Source organism: Corynebacterium sp. ACRPF (genome assembly GCF_022347395.1).
GTDB classification, from domain to species: domain Bacteria; phylum Actinomycetota; class Actinomycetes; order Mycobacteriales; family Mycobacteriaceae; genus Corynebacterium; species Corynebacterium tuberculostearicum_D.
Window position 1 is genome coordinate 1 of sequence record NZ_JAKRNB010000022.1, and the last position, 18,334, is coordinate 18,334.

At 58.5% G+C, this 18,334-nt stretch carries 17 protein-coding genes; 3 read left to right on the plus strand and 14 right to left on the minus strand.

Features of this window, described 5'->3' with window-relative positions; all coding sequences use genetic code 11:
• Window positions 1-135 precede the first annotated feature (135 nt).
• From MHX61_RS09695 to pgsA, 3 genes are read right to left on the minus strand one after another with little or no spacing between them, the layout of a single operon-like run.
• Window positions 136-498, minus strand: coding sequence for a helix-turn-helix domain-containing protein (locus tag MHX61_RS09695; RefSeq protein ID WP_005325127.1), 363 nt, complete (start codon window positions 496-498; stop codon window positions 136-138).
• A 26-nt stretch (window positions 499-524) separates the two neighbouring features.
• The gene (locus tag MHX61_RS09700) at window positions 525-1,022 is read right to left on the minus strand and encodes a CinA family protein (RefSeq protein WP_239194433.1); all 498 of its coding nucleotides are present in this window, start codon (window positions 1,020-1,022) and stop codon (window positions 525-527) included.
• A gap of 7 nt (window positions 1,023-1,029) precedes the next feature.
• Window positions 1,030-1,614, minus strand: coding sequence for a CDP-diacylglycerol--glycerol-3-phosphate 3-phosphatidyltransferase (gene pgsA, locus MHX61_RS09705; RefSeq protein ID WP_239194434.1), 585 nt, complete (start codon window positions 1,612-1,614; stop codon window positions 1,030-1,032).
• A 59-nt stretch (window positions 1,615-1,673) separates the two neighbouring features.
• Here pgsA and MHX61_RS09710 point away from each other — a divergent pair, with 59 nt between their 5' ends.
• Window positions 1,674-1,961, plus strand: coding sequence for a YciI family protein (locus tag MHX61_RS09710; RefSeq protein WP_204608652.1), 288 nt, complete (start codon window positions 1,674-1,676; stop codon window positions 1,959-1,961).
• Here the strand turns inward: MHX61_RS09710 and MHX61_RS09715 are convergent.
• The 7 genes from MHX61_RS09715 to dapB all read right to left on the minus strand — a co-directional run bounded on the left by MHX61_RS09715 (window position 1,958) and on the right by dapB (window position 12,086).
• Window positions 1,958-3,079, minus strand: coding sequence for a TerC family protein (locus MHX61_RS09715; protein WP_239194435.1), 1,122 nt, complete (start codon window positions 3,077-3,079; stop codon window positions 1,958-1,960). The two genes, MHX61_RS09710 and MHX61_RS09715, sit on opposite strands and share 4 nt — an antisense overlap.
• 169 nt (window positions 3,080-3,248) lie before the next feature.
• On the minus strand, window positions 3,249-6,575 hold the full coding sequence (locus tag MHX61_RS09720) for a DNA translocase FtsK 4TM domain-containing protein (protein ID WP_370658418.1): 3,327 nt from the start codon (window positions 6,573-6,575) through the stop codon (window positions 3,249-3,251).
• 217 nt (window positions 6,576-6,792) lie between these two features.
• Entirely contained in the window at window positions 6,793-7,428 is a 636-nt protein-coding gene (locus MHX61_RS09725) for a TIGR03085 family metal-binding protein (protein ID WP_239194437.1), read from the minus strand.
• 58 nt (window positions 7,429-7,486) lie between these two features.
• Complete coding sequence (locus tag MHX61_RS09730; RefSeq protein WP_239194438.1) at window positions 7,487-9,622, minus strand: ribonuclease J; 2,136 nt, start codon at window positions 9,620-9,622, stop codon at window positions 7,487-7,489.
• Between the two features lie 2 nt (window positions 9,623-9,624).
• Window positions 9,625-10,533, minus strand: coding sequence for a 4-hydroxy-tetrahydrodipicolinate synthase (gene dapA / locus MHX61_RS09735; protein ID WP_200435524.1), 909 nt, complete (start codon window positions 10,531-10,533; stop codon window positions 9,625-9,627).
• 56 nt (window positions 10,534-10,589) lie between these two features.
• On the minus strand, window positions 10,590-11,336 hold the full coding sequence (gene thyX / locus MHX61_RS09740) for an FAD-dependent thymidylate synthase (RefSeq protein ID WP_150851383.1): 747 nt from the start codon (window positions 11,334-11,336) through the stop codon (window positions 10,590-10,592).
• 3 nt (window positions 11,337-11,339) lie between these two features.
• Window positions 11,340-12,086 (minus strand): 4-hydroxy-tetrahydrodipicolinate reductase, encoded by a 747-nt coding sequence (gene dapB, locus MHX61_RS09745; RefSeq protein WP_200435522.1) that lies wholly within the window; start codon window positions 12,084-12,086, stop codon window positions 11,340-11,342.
• A gap of 143 nt (window positions 12,087-12,229) precedes the next feature.
• Here dapB and MHX61_RS09750 point away from each other — a divergent pair, with 143 nt between their 5' ends.
• Both MHX61_RS09750 and MHX61_RS09755 read left to right on the plus strand, forming a co-directional pair.
• The gene (locus MHX61_RS09750; RefSeq protein WP_239194439.1) at window positions 12,230-12,619 is read left to right on the plus strand and encodes a VOC family protein; all 390 of its coding nucleotides are present in this window, start codon (window positions 12,230-12,232) and stop codon (window positions 12,617-12,619) included.
• A gap of 107 nt (window positions 12,620-12,726) precedes the next feature.
• Window positions 12,727-13,431 carry an AMIN domain-containing protein gene (locus MHX61_RS09755; protein ID WP_239194486.1) on the plus strand — a complete coding sequence of 235 codons (705 nt, stop codon included), beginning with the start codon at window positions 12,727-12,729 and terminating at the stop codon, window positions 13,429-13,431.
• Between the two features lie 97 nt (window positions 13,432-13,528).
• Here MHX61_RS09755 and MHX61_RS09760 read toward each other — a convergent pair whose 3' ends face one another.
• The 4 genes from MHX61_RS09760 to MHX61_RS09775 form a co-directional block, all read right to left on the minus strand.
• Window positions 13,529-15,775 (minus strand): polyribonucleotide nucleotidyltransferase, encoded by a 2,247-nt coding sequence (locus MHX61_RS09760; RefSeq protein WP_239194440.1) that lies wholly within the window; start codon window positions 15,773-15,775, stop codon window positions 13,529-13,531.
• Between the two features lie 143 nt (window positions 15,776-15,918).
• Window positions 15,919-16,188 carry a 30S ribosomal protein S15 gene (rpsO, locus tag MHX61_RS09765; protein ID WP_005278802.1) on the minus strand — a complete coding sequence of 90 codons (270 nt, stop codon included), beginning with the start codon at window positions 16,186-16,188 and terminating at the stop codon, window positions 15,919-15,921.
• 169 nt (window positions 16,189-16,357) lie between these two features.
• Entirely contained in the window at window positions 16,358-17,290 is a 933-nt protein-coding gene (locus tag MHX61_RS09770; protein WP_239194441.1) for a nucleoside hydrolase, read from the minus strand.
• Window positions 17,291-18,313, minus strand: a complete 1,023-nt coding sequence (locus MHX61_RS09775; protein ID WP_239194442.1) for a bifunctional riboflavin kinase/FAD synthetase — start codon at window positions 18,311-18,313, stop codon at window positions 17,291-17,293. It lies immediately after the preceding gene.
• Window positions 18,314-18,334 lie beyond the last annotated feature (21 nt).

Sequence of the window (18,334 nt, forward strand, 5' to 3'; positions counted from 1 at the left end):
CCGATGGATTGAACACGAAACGCGCGGATATAAGCACCAAGACCTTATATCCGCCCGATTTACCCAACCTGAGCAGCAAGATCACTGTAACTCAGACACACTTTTTGCTACTTAACCCACATAGACCGCTATGGGCTAAAGCTCTGATGCGGCAGGTGCCGTATGGGCAAGCTCCTCATCCATGGAGGGCAGGGCCATGTAACCGGCCGCTTCAATCAATACGTCCGAGACTGAGCAATCCAGCGCGTGGCACACGGACGCAAGAAGCTCAGAGGAGACCTCCTTGCGGCCGCGTTCAAGTTCCGAAAGGTAACCCGGCGATACGCGGGCCACCCCGGCCAATTCGCGCAGGGTTACTCCCTTGTCCGCGCGGAAGGCGCGCAGCGTCAACCCAAGAGCCTCACGCAAAAGCGGCTCAGGGGTACGAGCAGTGGCGGGCGCCGCTGGTGCAACAGCGCCGTTTACCGGGTGTTCGAGGACAGCAGTAGAAGTGTTCATCACTATGGTCAACGCTCCTTGTCTCGTTATTGTTCCCGCAGTGCCGGATTTTCTTCCAAAGTTGAGCCCAGGAGCCGCAAGGCGGCTGCGACCGTGGCCTCTCTGATTTCGTTGCGCTCCTTGCCTAATCCGGATAGCAACTGGGAGAATGCCACTCTGTCAGGAGAATAGATGCCGATATATACGGTGCCCGCCGGCTTGCCTTCTTGTAAGTCTGGACCTGCCACTCCGGTAAGGCCTATCCCCCAGTCCGCGGCGGTTTCTGCCACCGCCGCGCGCGCCATTGCAAGGGCAGTCTCCCCAGAAACCACACCGGCTGCTTCGATATCGGCTACCGATTGATGCAAAAAGTGGGATTTCACATCGGTGGCATATGTTACAAGCCCTCCGCGCAACACAGCCGAAGCTCCAGGGACAGAAGCCACCGTGGCGCTGGCCAACCCAGCAGTAAGCGACTCACAAAAGGACAAAGTTTCGCCGCGCTCGGTGAGTTCAGATACGAGGCGGGACGCCGTGGTGCTCATGAACTGCCTAGCTATTCTGCTTCTTGCCGTCGATGAGGTACCGGACGCCGGTAACCACGGTCACCACTGCGGCCAAGAGCATCACCAAGAAGGTAGGTACGTTCATCCACTCCGGCAACGGCCACAGGTACAGCCCCACTGCTAGGGATTGCAATACAGTCTTCAGCTTGCCGCCCTTCGAAGCAGGCACGACCTTACCGCGGCGCAACAAAACCATACGCCAGATGGTGATTCCGAACTCTCGAATGAGAATGACCACGGTAATCCACACTGGCAGCACTCCAATGATGTTGAGGCATACCAGTGCGGTAGTCATAAGCGCTTTATCCGCGATGGGATCAGCAATCTTGCCAAAATTGGTGATAAGACCACGGGCACGTGCGATGTCCCCGTCGAGCTTATCTGTCAGCATTAAGGCCGCGAATAGGCCAAAAGCCCACCATTGATGGCCGGCAATAACTAGCCATGCGAAAACCGGAATGAAAAGAATGCGCAGGCTGGTGAGAATATTTGGCAGGTTCCAATTGGACACCTGCGGATTCACATCCGAGGATTGCGCTGACTGTGTTCCGGGTTGATTCACGTTATACATACTACCTGTTAGCACCAAGCACCTGCGCTTGGATGCCCCTGCATTTTAAAATGCGAAGCATGAAGTATTTTGCTGTTAGCTACGACTACAACCCCAATAATCCTGAGATTGCTAAGGCTCGCCCCGCGCACCGCGAGTTTACCGCGCAACTTTTTGAGGAGGGCACCATCATTGCCACCGGCCCCTTGACGGATTCCAAGGGCGGCGCGCTCATCATCGTGGGGCTTGCCGACGACGCCGTGGTCGCCGACGCCATCGCCCTCATGGACAAAGACCCCTTCTACCAGGCAGGCTGCATCACCGGCCGCAGCTTCCGCGAATGGAATCCCGTCAACGCCCGTTTCTAGTGTGGTAGCTCTTCCTTGGGCAGGTCTTCGGCCTTGCCCAGGAATTCGCCCTTCTTGTTGCGGACGATCTTATTGCCTTCCTCGTCCCAGTCGAAGTGATTGTGCGATACCGGTACTCCGCCTTGGTTCTCATCGCGCTTGTTTTTAATAATCGAGGCGATAACCGTAATAACCAGGACGCCCACGATCACGATAAGTGAGGTAATGGTGGAAAATTCTGGGATGGACTCCACGTTCTCGCCGCCGTTTACAAACGGCAAGTTATTCTCATGCAGCGCATGGAACATGAGCTTCACACCGATGAAGCCCAAGATGATGCCCAAACCATAGGGCAGGTACACCAAGCGATCCAACAGGCCATCCAGCAGGAAGTACATCTGGCGCAAGCCCATGAGGGAGAAGGCATTGGTGGTAAAGACCAAGAACGCTTCTGAGGTAATGCCGTAGATGGCTGGGATGGAGTCAAAGGCAAACATCACGTCGATAAGACCAATGGACACCAACGCGATAAATAGCGGGGTGAACGCGAATTTACGCTTGCCCGAAGAATCTTCCACGCGGTGCGTGAGCTTATCGCCGTGGTAGCGCGGGGTGACGTGGACTACCTTGCGGATCAGCTTGATGATGCCCATGTCATTGGGATCGGTTTCAGGAGCATCTCGAATCTCATCGACGATGAGCTTGATAGCTGTGTAGAGGAGGAAAATCGCGAACAGGTAGAAGATATCGGACCATGCCGCGATGACCGCAGCACCCAAAAGGATAAACACCAGGCGGCATGCCAAGGCAATAACGATGCCGATGAGCAATACCTTTTGCTGGTACTTACGCGGGATCTTGAAGGCGCCCATGATAAGCGCGAAAACAAAGAGGTTATCTACGGATAGCGCCTTCTCTGTCACGTAACCCGTGAGGTATTGGATGCCGTGCTCGTGGTCCCATATGGCCCAGACACCGGCACCAAAAAGTAAAGCAATACCGACATAGAATAGGGTCCAGAACCCGGATTCCTTCAGCGTCGGCTCGTGCGGGGTGCGCACGTGGGAGTAGAAATCAAAAACAAAGAATCCAAGAATGACGACGATGGAAATCGCCCAGATCCACAATGGCACATGCATTGGTACATCCCTCCGGTCGAAGATACAACAAAGTGACCGGAGGTCTCCCCCGCCCGGCTGGATAATTGCAGCTGGGCCGGCACGACCGGGAGCGTAACGCTTCCGTGCTGACGATCAATGCCGAAGGATGGGGTACTCCCCTCCAAGACCCGTCCAACTCTACACGATCTTAGAAGGCACCTGTCGAAGGGTTATACGTTGCCTGGACGGTACGGGTGTCGCCAGCATCGCCCTGCGGGGAGGAATCGGAGCCTGCGGAAGAGTCGGCATCGGAAGTAGCGGAGGCATCATCCTGCTCCTGTTGTTGCATCTCCTCCTGAATTTCCTTTGGCGCCTCGGCAGGGTCGGCACCCTTGATCATCCAGATGATGGTATCGAGCTCTTCCGGCTTCACTAGGACCTCGCGGGCCTTGGAGCCCTCGGACGGTCCGACGACGCCACGAGATTCCATCAGGTCCATGAGACGACCGGCCTTGGCAAAACCGATGCGCAGCTTGCGCTGCAGCATCGAGGTCGAGCCCAACTGGGCGGTGACCACCAGCTCGACGGCTTCGAGGAGGTCGTCCATGTCCTTGCCAATCTCCTCATCGATTTCCTGCTTGGCCTCGGATTGCTTCTCCTCAGTCACGCCCTCGGTGTAGTTCGGCGCGGCCTGCGACTTGGCGGCATCGACAACCGCCATGACTTCATCATCCGAGACGAATGCGCCCTGCATACGCACAGGACGCTTGCCCTGCGGAATGAAGAGGCCATCGCCCATACCAATGAGCTTTTCCGCGCCACCCTGGTCCAAAATAACGCGAGAGTCCGTCAGTGAGGACGTCGCGAAGGCCAAGCGTGAAGGCACGTTGGTCTTAATCAGACCGGTCACCACGTCAACGGACGGGCGCTGGGTTGCCAGGACCAGGTGAATTCCGGCGGCACGCGCCTTCTGGGTGATGCGGACGATGGAGTCCTCAATCTCCTTTGGCGCAGTCATCATCAGGTCCGCCAGCTCGTCGACGACACAGACGATGTACGGGTACGGGCGTACCTCGCGCTCGGAGCCTGCCGGTGCTTGGTATTCGCCGGAGACCACCTTGCGGTTATAGTCCTCAATCTTCCGCACGCGAGCAGCCTTCATATCCATGTAGCGCTGCTCCATCTCCTCCACCAGCCACTGCAGGGCTGCAGCGGCCTTCTTCGGCTGGGTAATGATGGGCGTGATCAAGTGCGGAATGCCCTCGTACGGGGTAAGTTCCACCATCTTCGGGTCCACCAGGATGAGGCGAACCTGCTCAGGGGTGGCGCGGGTAAGCAGCGAGACCAACATGGAGTTCACAAAAGCGGACTTACCGGAACCGGTAGCACCGGCGACCAGCAAGTGCGGCATCTTTTGAACCGAGAACGAGGTGTATTCGCCTTCGATGTCCTTGCCCAAACCGATGAGCATGGGATCCGGGGAGCTGGTCATGCTTGGCGCATCAAGCACCTCGCGCAGGTGCACCATTTCACGATCTGGGTTCGGAACCTCAATGCCGACGGCCGACTTGCCGGGGATGGGCGTGAGCAAACGTAGATTATCCGTGGCCACGGCGTAGGCCAGATTGGACTGCAGGTTCGTAATCTTCGATACCTTGACGCCTGGTCCCAGCTCGATTTCATACCGGGTCACTGTTGGGCCACGGCTAAAGCCGGTTACCTGGGCATCGACCTTGAACTCCTCGAAGACATCCGTAATCGCTTCGATGATGCGGTCATTAATCTCCGTGCGCTCCTTTGCTGGAGTGCCCGGGGTCAGCAGGTCCGTAGTGGGAACCGCGTAATTCTCGTTGCCAAACTGTGCGGCCGGTGCAGGAGCAGCAGAAGTACCCGTGTCCCCTGCGGCCTCGGCCGCAGGCTCGGTGGAGTCCACCTGTGCGCCGGTCGTAGCGTCGCGTCCGGAGCGCTCGCGGAAGAGTTGGCGGGCCTTCTCGTGCGCGGACGATACTGCATCAGCGCCTCCTTCCATCGCAGATCCAGCAGCGCCTGCAGCTGCACCGGCTGCTGCAGCGCCAGCGGCACCAGCAGCACCCGCAGCAGCAGTCTTTGCTGCACCACTTGCTGCTCCCGCAGCACCCGCGGCGCCCGCAGCCGCACCAGCGGCCGAGCCAATGGCGGTACCGGCGGCGGTGCCAGCATCAGCACCTGCTGCCGTAGCCGAGCGGGTAGAAGGGGAAGTGGGGCGTTGACGAGTAGTGCCCAGCACTCGGGTCGGTTCCGGATCCCCGGAAGCCGGTTGTTCCGGCGACGACGCAGCGGCGTCGTCTACCACCGGGATCTCATCGGTATCGCCGATGTCACGAAAGACCGGCTTCTCAGCCGCGTTAGACACAGACTGGAACCCGCCTCGCTTTGGTGCACTAAAGGCGCGGGTGGCATGTTCCTCCTCTGCTGCAGCAGGGGAATCCACCGGATAAGAAGAACCACGCGGGGCGGGGTCTTCAGTGGGGCGTCGGAAAGCGCGCAGGCTGCCACCACGCTCAGAGGAACGGCGCTTGGCTGCAGGTCGTGCTGGGCGCTCGCTGCGCTCACGGCCTTCTGCGATGTCATCAATATCGCCGGTGACGTGGCCGTAGAGGTCATCGCCCTCTTCGTCGTAATAGTCCTCGTCCGCGCCGCCAAAGCGGGAAAAGGCCGCAGAAATGGCATCAGCCACCAACTCATAGGCCTCGCGGATAGTAATGCCGGTGACCAATAGGGCGCCGTAGATAATGACGAGGAAAAGCAACGGCACAGCGACGAAAGAGGTGAAGGCCGTCTCCAGAAGGCCGCCAATGGCGTAGCCGATTACACCGCCGGCACCACCGGCGCTGTCCGGGGTAAAGCCGAGCTCAGGGGTACCAGCAAAGATGTGGATCAAACTGAGCATGGCAAGGACGATAATGCTAATACCGCCCACAATGCGCGGCTTAAAGTGCCCCGCTGGACCAGAGATGTCCATCATCAAGGCAATGGCCAAGGCCACTAGCGCAACCGGCAGCACCCAGGCGCCTGCACCAATGACATAGCGGACGATATTGCCCACCCAGGCGCCTACTTGGCCGGCAACGCCAAACCAGACGGTAGCCGCAAGCACGATGGCAATGCCGATCAAAACGAGCGCCACCGCATCAGGATTTTTCACCTGAATACCGCGCGATTCTTCCTCGCTTACTTCCATGGCAGAAAGCTCTTCTTCTGCGGCTACATCGCGCGCCCGAGTAACCTTGCTCTTCTTCTTTTTCTCCCCGCGTGCAGAAATTTCTTCCGGCTCCCTCGTCGTCTCGTACTCCTCGGTGTCATATAAGTCTTCGCTGGGCTTGAGCCCGGCCATGCCATGGCTTACGCCCCGCGCCATATTTCCCATGCCGCGGGCCGTGGCACCAAAGGCAACGCCCAAGCCCTTGCCGACGGCCCGAAACGCACTGCCCGTACGTTCCTGCGAGGTCGCCGCCGCGCGCCGATGCGAAGACGTCATAGCCAGGCTTTCCGGCATGCCAGCACCGGACCGGCTGCGGCCCGACGGCCGTGAACGATTCGACTTTCGGCGCGTTCCGCGCGAAGAGGCATTTTTGACAGACATGCCTCTACCTTAACCGCGCCACCCCATAAATCACATTAACCACACGCGTTTCCCTAACGTCTGGCCCCACAATCTCACGGAGAACGCTTCCCACGCACCCAAAAGCTAAGAAACTGCAACTAAAACAAGATTAGAGAATTGACTTTACGATGGCGCCGGCATCACCTTCAACCTTGACTTCAGCAGCATCACGCCCGAAGGACCAGAGGATGAGTTCGCCTACCTCGCCCGAAACGCGGACCACGGCATCGCCCTTATCCGCCACGCCATGGGTATCTGCGGCAACGATTCGCGGCAATCCTTCCGGCTGCAGAATCACCGGACGTTCAGATTTGCGCAGGGCCACCTTAGCCAAGAGCTTTAGATAGCTATGCATCTGCTGCTTGATGCGAGCCGAAAAGTCGCGCGGGCCCATGCCATTAGCCCGGCGAATATCCTCGTGGTGAACAAAGTGCTCCACAAAGTTTTGCTGTGCATCCACGAACCGGACGGGGTTATAGGCAGCTGGTCCCCTCCCCCAGTCATCAACCAACTCATCAAAGTCGCGGTCGGCCACCTTACGTGATTCCTTTTCCAGCCGGCCGGACAGCGCGTTGACGAAGATGCCGGCGGCGGCATCGGGGCGGTTTTCCCGCACCCACAAATGTACGGCCAAGTCCCGGGTTGTCCAGCCCTCGCACAAGGTAGGGGAATCGGGACCAAGCTTATGAAATAGCGCTACCATTTTGGCGCGCTCAGCAGAAGAAAACGACATAAGCCCCAGCATACCGAGCTAGCTGGCATGCTGGGGCTTGCTTTCGCTTAGCGCGAGGTACCCGTGCTATTTACAGGGACTCGCGAGAAGCGTCAACGTCTTCTTCATCGGTAACCAAAGGACCGGAATTCGTCGGCACGATGGTCGGCAGAATGACCGGCTCGCGCTTGTACTTGGAATCCATGAGCTTGGATACCTTACGGCGCAGCTTCTGCACCATGCGGTAAGTATCATTCTCGCCTTCAGCGGCGAGATCGTTCATGGTGTTTTCCACCATCTCCGCAACCTCCGGCACGATGCCGCGGTCATCATCGGAGAAGCCTGTGGTAGATACCGTTGGGTGCTCCAGCAGGCGCGAGGTGCGGTTATCAATCACACAGGTGATAGAAACCACGCCGCCGGTACCCAGGTTGGTGCGATCAGCCAAGGTATCAGCGTCCACGTCACCCATGGACACGCCGTCGACGTACAGGTTACCCACCTGCATCTGGCCTACGACCTCGGCGCGACCCTTGCGCAGGTCCACGACGACGCCGTTTTGTGCCAGCACCGTACGGTCGCGATCCACACCGGTGGAGATAGCCAGTTCCTTATTGGCGCGCAGGTGGCGCCATTCGCCGTGCACCGGCATCGCGTTGCGCGGGCGCGCTGCGTTGTACAGGAAGAGCAGTTCGCCAGCGTAACCGTGACCGGAAGCGTGCACCTTTACGTCCTGGTTGGTAATGACGTTTGCACCGATCTGGGACAGCATGTTGATGACGCCGTAGACGGCCTCCTCGTTGCCCGGAATGAGCGAGGAAGAGAAGATGATGGTATCGCCATCGCGGACGGTAATCTGACGGTGCTCGCGTCGGGCCATACGCGACAGTGCGGCCATGGGCTCACCCTGCGTACCGGTGGTAATCAGCATGGTCTTATGCGGAGCCATCTTGGCAGCCTCATCGATGGGGATGATGGTGCCGCGTGGAACCTTCAAGAAGCCCATCTTCTCTGCGATTTCCATGTTGCGCATCATCGAACGGCCATTGAAGGCCACCTTGCGGCCGTTTGCCACAGCGGCGTCGATAGCTGCCTGGACACGGTAAACGTTGGAGGCGAAGGACGCCAAGATTACGCGCTGCTTAGCGCCGGCGACGAGCCGCTTGAAGTTGGCAGGAATATCGCCCTCAGATGCCGATACACCAGGGACCGTAGCGTTGGTGGAATCGCACAGCATGAGGTCAACGCCCTCATCACCATAGCGGGACAGAGCGGGGAGATCCGTTGGACGATTATCCAGCGGGGTTTGGTCCAGCTTGATGTCACCGGTGTGGATGATATTGCCGGCTGGGGTGCCCAGCATGATGCCCAGGGCATCCGGCACGGAGTGATTGACGGCCCAGAAGCGCACGCGGAACGGACCGTAGGTTACGTCGGACTTTTCATTAACCTCGACGAACTTCGGCTTCTGGCGGTGCTCCTTACACTTTGCAGCAATAAGCGCGATGGTGAAGCGGGAAGCAACGATGGGGATATCCGGACGCAGCTTGAGCAGCCACGGGATAGCGCCGATGTGGTCCTCGTGCGCGTGAGTAACGACGAGGGCCTTGACCTTGTGGATCTTCTTCTCGATAGGGCCGAAGTCAGGCAGGATGAGGTCCACGCCTGGCTCACCAGAGGATGGGAAGAGCACACCACAGTCAATGATGATGAGGTCATCGCCGTACTCGAAGACGGTCATATTGCGGCCGATCTCCGAGATACCGCCCAGAGCGTAAATACGCAGGGCATCCTTTGGCTGCTTCGGTGGCTCCGGCAGGCGCTTGGTCAGATCCGCGCCCTGCATAGACTTGGGCACGTTGCGGCGGCCACGGTTGTTGCGGCCGCGGCCCTTACCGTTGCCGTTCTTTCCGTTTCCATTGCCGTTCTTGCCGCCGTGGTTATTGTTTCCACCGTGGTTATTGCCATTGCCATTGCCGTTGCCACCACGGCCACGGCCGCGGCTGCCACGGGAACGGGAGCGACGGTTGTTGCCGCCACCTTCGTTGTTGTTGTCGGAAGAATTCTTCTTGCCAGAATTATCCTTGTCGCCCTGAGCGGAATTGCCCGCGTCAGTTGCTGGGGCTTGGAAAACTGGCGAAGCCGCCTCGTTGGAGGCGGTTTCGTTTTCCGCCGGTGGGCCCGCCTTGCGGGTCACCTTGCGGGAACGGTTACGGGGTTCATTCATTCTTAGAGGACTCCAGATTGTTCCAGATCACGGCGAAGTTCCTCGCGTTCCTCCCCGCTCGCAGCGGTGATAGGAAGACGGGTATCGCCAACTTCGATGCCCTGCAGGCGCAGGGCTTCCTTTGCAAACGTCGCTCCACCCAACCGAGCTTGTGCATGGGTTAGCGGAAGGAGCGTAGTGACATTGATTTCTCGGGCGCGGGCCATATCGCCCGCGTCGAAAGCTTCATAAAGTTCTACCAAGGCACGCGGTGCAACATGGCCGATAACGGAGATGAAACCAGATGCGCCGAGGGAAAGCCACGGCAGGTTGATCGGATCATCACCGGAATACCAAGCCAAACCGGTTTCTTGGATGAGTTCTGCGGCCGCAGGAAGGTCGCCCTTGGCGTCCTTTACGGCTTGGATGGTCGGCAAATCCGCAAGGCGGCGGAGGGTATCCGGCGCCACTGGGATGCCCGAGCGGCCAGGGATGTCATAGACACAGATCGGTAGATCCGTGGCTTGCGCGACTGCGGCAAAGTGCTCGTAAACGCCCTTTTGAGAAGGCTTGGAGTAGTACGGAGTTACCACCAGCAGGCTGTCTGCCCCCGCGTCAGCGGTGGCCTGAGCCAACTTAATGGAGGTTGCGGTGTCATTCGTTCCGGCACCGGCACAAAGCTTTGCGCGGTCTCCTACTTCTTCCTTTACGGCTTTGAGCAGCTCCAGCTTCTCTTCAACTGAAGTGGTCGGTGATTCGCCGGTGGTTCCACCTAGGATGAGCGAATCAACGCCATTGTCAACGAGATGAGCTGCTAGGCGACGACCTGCTGCAACGTCCAGCGCACCGTCACGGTCAAACGGGGTGACCATGGCGACGCCGATGCGTCCAAAGGTGTCGACGCCAGTCTTTGCTGTCATACCTGTGCTCATAGCCGTCAAGATTACCCTTTTGGCTTGCAATTAGCCGCATCGGGGTCACGCGCGTGTTAGGCGTAGGGGCTTGCCGCCATCTGGGTTCCATCAGCCAGAGTGGTGATATTGAAATCATCAAAGAGCACTGGCGCCTTGCTTTGCAGCAGTTTCAGGCACTCCACCGCAACATGGCGGAGCTCCTCATCGGCCTGCTCGGCGGCCCGTGCACCAATAAAGTGCCGCCAAGCGCGATAGTTGCCAGTGACTACAATGCGAGTTTCTGTGGCGTTTGGTAGCACGGCACGCGCCGCCTGACGGGCCTGCTTCTTGCGCAGGAGAGCGTTGGGCTCATCCAGCTTCTCTTCCAGTGCGCTAAGCAGTTCATCGTAGACAAAGCGGGTTTCATCTACCGCTTGCATTACCAATCGACTTAGTTGCTCGTCTTCGGCTACCAGTTTTGGTAGAACCACCTCGGTCTCCTCCGGGTGAACGAAGCGCTGGGAGAGCTGCGAGAAAGAAAAGTGCCGGTGCCGCACGAGCTCATGGCTCGCCGACCGCGATAGCCCCGTGATGTACATGGTGGCCGTGGCATGCTCAAGCAACGCAGTATGGCCTACCTCCATGATGTGGTGCAGGTAGGCTTCATTGGTTGCTGTCCGGGGGTTTGGCTTATCAAAAGACTCGTAGCACGCCCGTCCAGCGAACTCGACAAGTGCTTCCCCATCAGAGGCCGAGTCATCCGCGTGCCACTCCACGCCCTGCGGGGCGTGGAACTGTGTTGCGGCAATGAGCTGAATATCTAGCTCACTTGCTTTAGCCATGGCTTAAAGCCCCAGGTACTTATCGAGGCCTACGACTAGGCCCGGGTGATCTGCAATCTGGCGCACGCCCACCAGCACGCCCGGAGTAAAGGACGCGCGGTCATAAGAATCCTGGCGGATGGTCAACGACTGACCTTGCGCACCAAAGATGACCTCCTCGTGTGCCACCATGCCACGGGTGCGAACCGCGTGTACCGGAATGCCATCGACAGTGGCGCCGCGAGCACCATCGAGTTGCTTTTCCGTAGCATCCGGCATGTCTCCCAGACCAGCCTCCTTGCGGGCGGCGGCAATTCCCTCAGCGGTATGGATCGCAGTACCGGACGGTGCATCCAACTTGGTTGGGTGGTGGAATTCAATAACCTCTGCAGTCTCAAAGAACTTCGCAGCCTGCTTAGCTAGCACCATCGTGAGCACCGCAGAAATGGCAAAGTTCGGCGCAATGAGGACATTGCCGGCACCGTCCTGCTTGGTCCACTCCTCTACTTGAGCCAAGCGCTCCTTATCAAAGCCGGTGGTTCCCACCACGCAGTGGATTCCGTGGGCGATGCAGAATTCCAGGTTTCCCATTACGGAATCTGGCTGGGTAAAGTCCACGATGACCTCTGCGTGGGCGTCGATAAGCTGCTGCAAATCATCATCGCGGCCAATTTCTGCCACCAGCTCTAGGTCATCTTCCGCGTTGACGCCTTCAACGATTGCCTGGCCTACGCGTCCGTGAGCGCCTAGTACGCCAACCTTGATAGCCATGGTGTGTTCTCCTTCTTCAGCCACATCGGTAGTACTTTTCTCCCCATCCTAACGCGCATGGGGGTTGCACAATTCCTCGCCTTCCTTGGAACGGACTTGCGCTCTCCGACGATGCCCCCCTCACTCTCACTAGGATGGCGGGCATGCAGATATATATCGCTTCCGTTCCTGTAGACGACGTTGCCCGCGCTCACGATTTTTACGTCAATACCCTTGGCTTCCGAGTTAAGGATGATGTAACTCACGGCGATTTTCGGTGGCTCACCGTCACCAATGCTGAAGATGAGGGAAATACCGAGCTGCTTCTGGAACCGAAGGGCCACCCCGCCGCCAAAAACTACGCCGCAGCACTCAAAGCTGACGGTATTCCGGTCACGCAGTTCCTGTCCGCCGATGTGGAAAAAGAATACAAAGAGCTCAGTGACAAGGGCGTGAAGTTCACCATGGAGCCCACCGATGTTGGCCCGTCCATCATCGCTGTATTCGATGACACCGTGGGCAACCTTATTCAGCTGGTTGAACTAAAGAAGTAGCCGCACCCTCCCCTCTCACATGGGTTAACAATTGCATCACTTCCTAATGCTTGTCCCATCTGCCCCAGTAGAATGGGTGTAACGACACGGTAAGCACCAAGGAAGTGATGAATTTGTCTCCCTCAATTTTCTCTCGCCCTCTCGCCGTGGCCATCAGTGCAGGATGCGCGTTAGCACTTGCCGCTTGTTCCGATGAAGAAACTACGCAGGCAGGCGCACCAACTTTCAGTGAGGTTCAGTCAGCTACCGACACCGCTGAAGTTCAGACCTCCTCCGCTACCCCCGCCGCTACTTCTGCCCCGCGCAGTACCTCTGCAGCGGATGCAGAAAAGCAGAAGCTCCCCCAGGACTCAGCCCCACTGGCATTCGCCGGTATGGGCACGGCCTCGCTCGAGGACCAACAGCACATGCCGGAGGGGCTCGGAAACCTCATCCCCACGGGTGTGCGAGTGGGAGCACACGATGGCTTCACCCGAGTCGTCATCGACCTAGAGGGCGAAGGTGAACCGGGCTGGTTTACGACCTATACCGATAGCCCCGCCCAACAGGCATCCGGAAAATCAGTCGAGGTCCAAGGAAATACTTTCCTCAACCTCGGCATTGAGGAAACACCGTGGCCTTCTACCCCAGAGCTAAAAGAAAAGTACATGCAACCAGGCACTACCCCTGGTGCCGGGGTGGTCAGTGCAGTCAACTACACCACCACCTTTGAGGCGCAAACCCAGCTCATTATCGGTCTAGAGAAGAAGACCGCCTACTCCGTGACGTATCTGAAGGACCCATCGCGCGTTGTCATCGACTTCCAGAACTAAGGTATAGCGGCGCCTCTAAATGTTGCACACCTACGAAGAAAGGCTCTGCCTTCCAGCGAGTGAACTGGAAGGCAGAGCCTTTCTTTGGGTTTAGGGATTAGTCCTCAACCGGAACCAGGGAAATCTTGCCGCGGTTATCGATATCCGCGATTTCTACCTGAACCTTATCGCCAACGTTGATGACGTCTTCTACCTTCTCGATGCGCTCGTCGCCACCCAGGTTGGAAATGTGGATCAAGCCATCGCGACCCGGGGTCAAGGAAACGAATGCGCCGAACGGCACGGTCTTTACCACGGTGCCTAGGAAGCGCTCTCCTACCTTCGGCAGCTGCGGGTTAGCAATGGAATTAACCTTATCGATGGCAGCATCCGCAGCCTCACCGGTTGCAGCGGAAACGTAGACGGTTCCGTCATCCTCGATGGAGACATCGGCGCCAGTTTCCTCGGTGATCTGGTTGATGGTCTTGCCCTTTGGTCCGATGAGCTCGCCGATCTTATTAACCGGGATCTTCACGGAGGTGATCTTCGGTGCAAGGCCAGACATCTCGTCCGGGGTATCGATGACCTCAGCCATGGTCTCCAGGATGGTAGAGCGGGCATCGCGAGCCTGCTCCAGTGCCTGGGCCAGGACCTTGGACGGGATGCCATCCAACTTGGTGTCCAGCTGCAGGGCGGTGATGTACTCAGAGGTACCGGCGACCTTGAAGTCCATATCGCCAAAGGCATCCTCGGCGCCGAGAATATCGGTCAGGGCGACAAACTTCTCCTTGCCATTAACCTCGCCAGAAACCAGGCCCATAGCGATGCCAGCTACCGGAGCCTTCAGCGGAACACCGGCATTGTAGAGGGACAAGGTGGAGGCACATACAGAGCCCATGGAGGTAGAGCCATTGGAGCCCAAGGCTTCGGAGACCTGGCGGATGGCGTATGGGAAGTCCTCACGGGATGGGATGACCGGAAGCAGAGCGCGCTCGGCCAAAGCACCGTGGCCGATCTCGCGGCGCTTCGGAGAGCCCACGCGGCCGGTCTCGCCAGTGGAGAATGGCGGGAAGTTGTAGTGGTGCATGTAGCGCTTGGATTCCACCGGGGTCAGGGAATCAATCTGCTGCTCCATCTTGAGCATGTCCAGAGTGGTAACACCCAGAATCTGGGTCTCACCGCGCTCGAACAGGGAGGAACCGTGAGCACGCGGAACCAAGTCCACCTCAACGGAGAGGTCACGGATATCGGTAACGCCGCGGCCATCGATACGGAAGCCCTCGGAGAGGATCTTCTGGCGCACGATCTGCTTCATCAAAGCGTTATAAGCGCCGCGGATCTGCTTAGACGCATCGGCCTCTTCCAAGTCCTCGAACTGGTCCAAGAGCTTTTCTTCGACCTGCTCCATGTATTCATTGGTGGCGTCGTCGCGTTCCTGCTTGCCCGGAATGGTCAGCAGCTTCTCTAGCTTCTTTGCAGCGGCCTTTTCAACTGCCGCGAAGACATCATCGCCGTATGCCGGGAAGAGCGGGAACTCCTGGGTTTCCTTGGCGGCACGCTCCGCCAGACCGTTCTGGGCCTCACACAGGGTCTTAATGAAAGGCTTTGCTGCCTCCAAGCCTTCAGCGACGGCTGCTTCCTGCGGTGCAGGAGCGCCGTCGGTAATGCGCTCAGCAACGTTGGTGCCAGCACCGGCCTCAACCATCATGATGGCTACGTCGTCCTTGCGGCCCTTTTTAACAATGCGTCCGGCAACGACCATCTCAAAGAGTGCGCGCTCGTGCTGCTCGTGGTTCGGGAACGCTACCCACTGGCCTTCTGGGTGCTTATCGTCAGCAATCAGTGCCATGCGGACGCCACCGACTGCACCGGAGACGGGCAGACCGGACAGCTGGGTGGCGGCGGAAGCGCCGTTGATGGCAACGACGTCGTAGTACTCCTCCGGATCCTGGGACATCACGGTGACAACGACCTGGACCTCGTTGCGCAGGCCCTTGACAAAGGTTGGGCGCAGCGGGCGGTCGATAAGGCGGCATGCCAGGATGGCCTCAGAAGACGGGCGACCCTCACGGCGGAAGAAGGAGCCCGGAATCTTGCCGGCGGCGTACATGCGCTCTTCTACGTCCACGGTCAGGGGGAAGAAGTCGAATCCCTCGCGCGGCTGGTTGGACGCAGTGGTCGTGGCCAGCAACATGGTGTCATCGTCCAAGTAGGTGGTCACGGAGCCGTCTGCCTGCCGGGCCAGCTGGCCGGTTTCAAAGCGCAGGGTGCGGGTACCAAAGTCACCATTGTCTAGCGTGGCAATGGCCTCGGTAATGCCAAAGTCCTCGTCAATATTGAACTCGACGGAGTTCTGAACGCTCATTAAAAAATGTCTCCTTGAGTGGTTTAGGCGATCGTCGATGCCGCCTGGTCGATTTTGTCTATGACAACGGTGTCAAATTCTAACAGAAAAACCACAAAAGCCCCGCCAAAGGGCGGGGCGAGGTGGCCGAAGCTGGGCCGAAATTAACGGCGCAGACCCAGGCGAGAGATCAGATCACGGTAGCGATCGACGTTGTTCTCAGCCAGGTACTTCAGCAGGCCACGACGGCGACCAACCATCAGCAGCAGACCACGACGGGAGTGGTGATCGTGCTTGTGGAACTTCAGGTGCTCGGTCAAAGTATTGATGCGGGAGGTCAGCAGGGCAACCTGTGCCTCAGGGGAACCGGTATCGGTTTCGTGCAGGCCGTACTCCTTGAGGATTTCGGCCTTCTTCTCAGTGGTCAATGCCATGAGTATTTCTCCTTTATTTCAGTCCACATTATCGTGACGCATAAGCCAGCGCGATGCGCATTGCTTGTGCGTGCCGCAACTGCTGTGAACCGCAGTCGCTAAGCCAAAGAAATACCTTACAGCGCTCAGGCAGAGAAAATCAAAACCACACGGCTTCTAGGCTGTGCTTTTAGAGCTCGCTGAAGAGCGCCTCAAGTCGTCCGACAAACTCCCGCACAAAGCGCTCACTATCCACGCCCACAGCCACCCGGGCAGTAGGCGGCGCATCCAATCGCTTTTCATCCGCGATTGCCCGTCCACGGGTAGGGCCGGTGGTGTCCGTCTTGAGGTTTATAGATAGGACGTCGACAAGCGAGGCATCTGCCGCCACCGCAACGGCTAATGGATCGTGCAAACCGCACCCGCCCAAGTGCGGCGATGTGGTGGCGTAAGCGCGGATATAATAGTCCACCATATCCGCAAAGATGCGGCCGGCGTGGGTGCCGGTAGCGCGCCAACGAGCGGACTCCGCCGTGGTCAAAAGGGTGCGCAAGGTGACATCCAAGCCCACCATGGTGGTATCGCTCGTGTGGCGGAACAGGTAATCGGTAGCTTCCGGATCCTGGGAGATATTGGCCTCAGACCACGGCGTGACGTTGCCAGGAACGGTAAGAGCCCCACCCATCATCACCAAGTGCGCGGCCGCGGCAAAAGAAGGGTCCTGCTGCATGGCGGCAGCAATCGTGGTGGACGGGCCGGTCGGAATGATTACTAGATCATCGCCGTGCTCGTGCACAGCTTCGATGAGAAACTCGGCCGCTGGTTGGGACTGCGCCTGGGGGGTTGCCGGCGGAAGAAGGACCTCCCCCACGCCGTTGTGGCCGTGGATAAAGGAAGAAATCTCGCTTGGCCGAAACCCATCCGGGCTAGGCCCGGCAAAGACTGGAATATCGTCGTGGCCCAGCAGCTCTAGAAGGGCCAGTGTGTTGCGCACGGCCAAGGGCACGGTCACGTTGCCGTACGTACAGGTCACGCCGATTAAGTCCAGGTCCGGATGGGCGATGGCATACGCCAGCGCTAGGGCATCATCAATGCCGGTATCAAGATCGAGAATCGCCTTCATTTATTTCTCCCGCAGGAAGTAGTCTTTCGCGGTCCAGCTCTGCGCCTTCGCGTCGGCAGCAAGCACCTGGCGGGCCTTGGCTACATCATTGGCCATGGCCTCAAGTAGCTCGTCTACGGAATTGAACTTCACCATATCGCGCAGGTGGCCCACAAAGTGCACCGTAGCCTCGTAGCCGTACAGGTCAGCGTCGCGGTCGAGCACGAAGGACTCGATAGAGCGCTCCTCGTCGCCGAAGGTGGGGTTGGTACCTACGGAAATCGCGGCCGCATAGGCCACGCCAGGCCGCATATCCCCCTCGATATCGGAGTCAGAGTGGACGATGAACCAGCCCGCGTAAACGCCATCGGCCGGGATAGCCACTGTATCCGGGAAATACTGATTGGCCGTGGGGAATCCGAGCTCCTTGCCACCACGTCCTGCGCCGCGCACTACAGGCCCGGTCACGGTGAAATGGCGACCGAGAGCCCAATTAGCGGATTCGATATCCCCCTGCGCAAGGCACTCACGAATGTGGGTGGAGCAAATGCGCACGCCCTCATCATCCAGCAGCGGAACGATGTCCACACTAAAGCCGAACTCGGCACCAAAGTCCTGCATAGACTGGGCGGTTCCGGTCGCGCCGGCGCCAAAGGTGAAGTTCTCGCCTACCACGATGTGCTGTGCTGCGAGCTTTCCTACCAATAAATCCTCTACGTAGGGCCGTGGCTCCACCCCAGCAAGGTCGCGGGTGAAGTCAATAACAAGCACGGCTGCAATGCCCATCTCTTCGGCCAATTCCAGTCGGCGTTCAAAACTCAGCACCGCCAAGGGCGCACGCTCCGGGAGGAATACCGACACCGGGTGCGGGTCAAAGGTCACCATGACAGGGCGCTCACCATGAGCGCGTGCATGCTCCACGCAGGCGGAGATGAGCTGCTGATGGCCGCGGTGCAGGCCGTCAAAGACGCCGATGGTTACTGACGTTGGGCCCACTTCCGCAGGGATGTCATCGATTCCGTACCAAATATCCACGCAGACCATCGTAGAGCATAGACTTAGAGG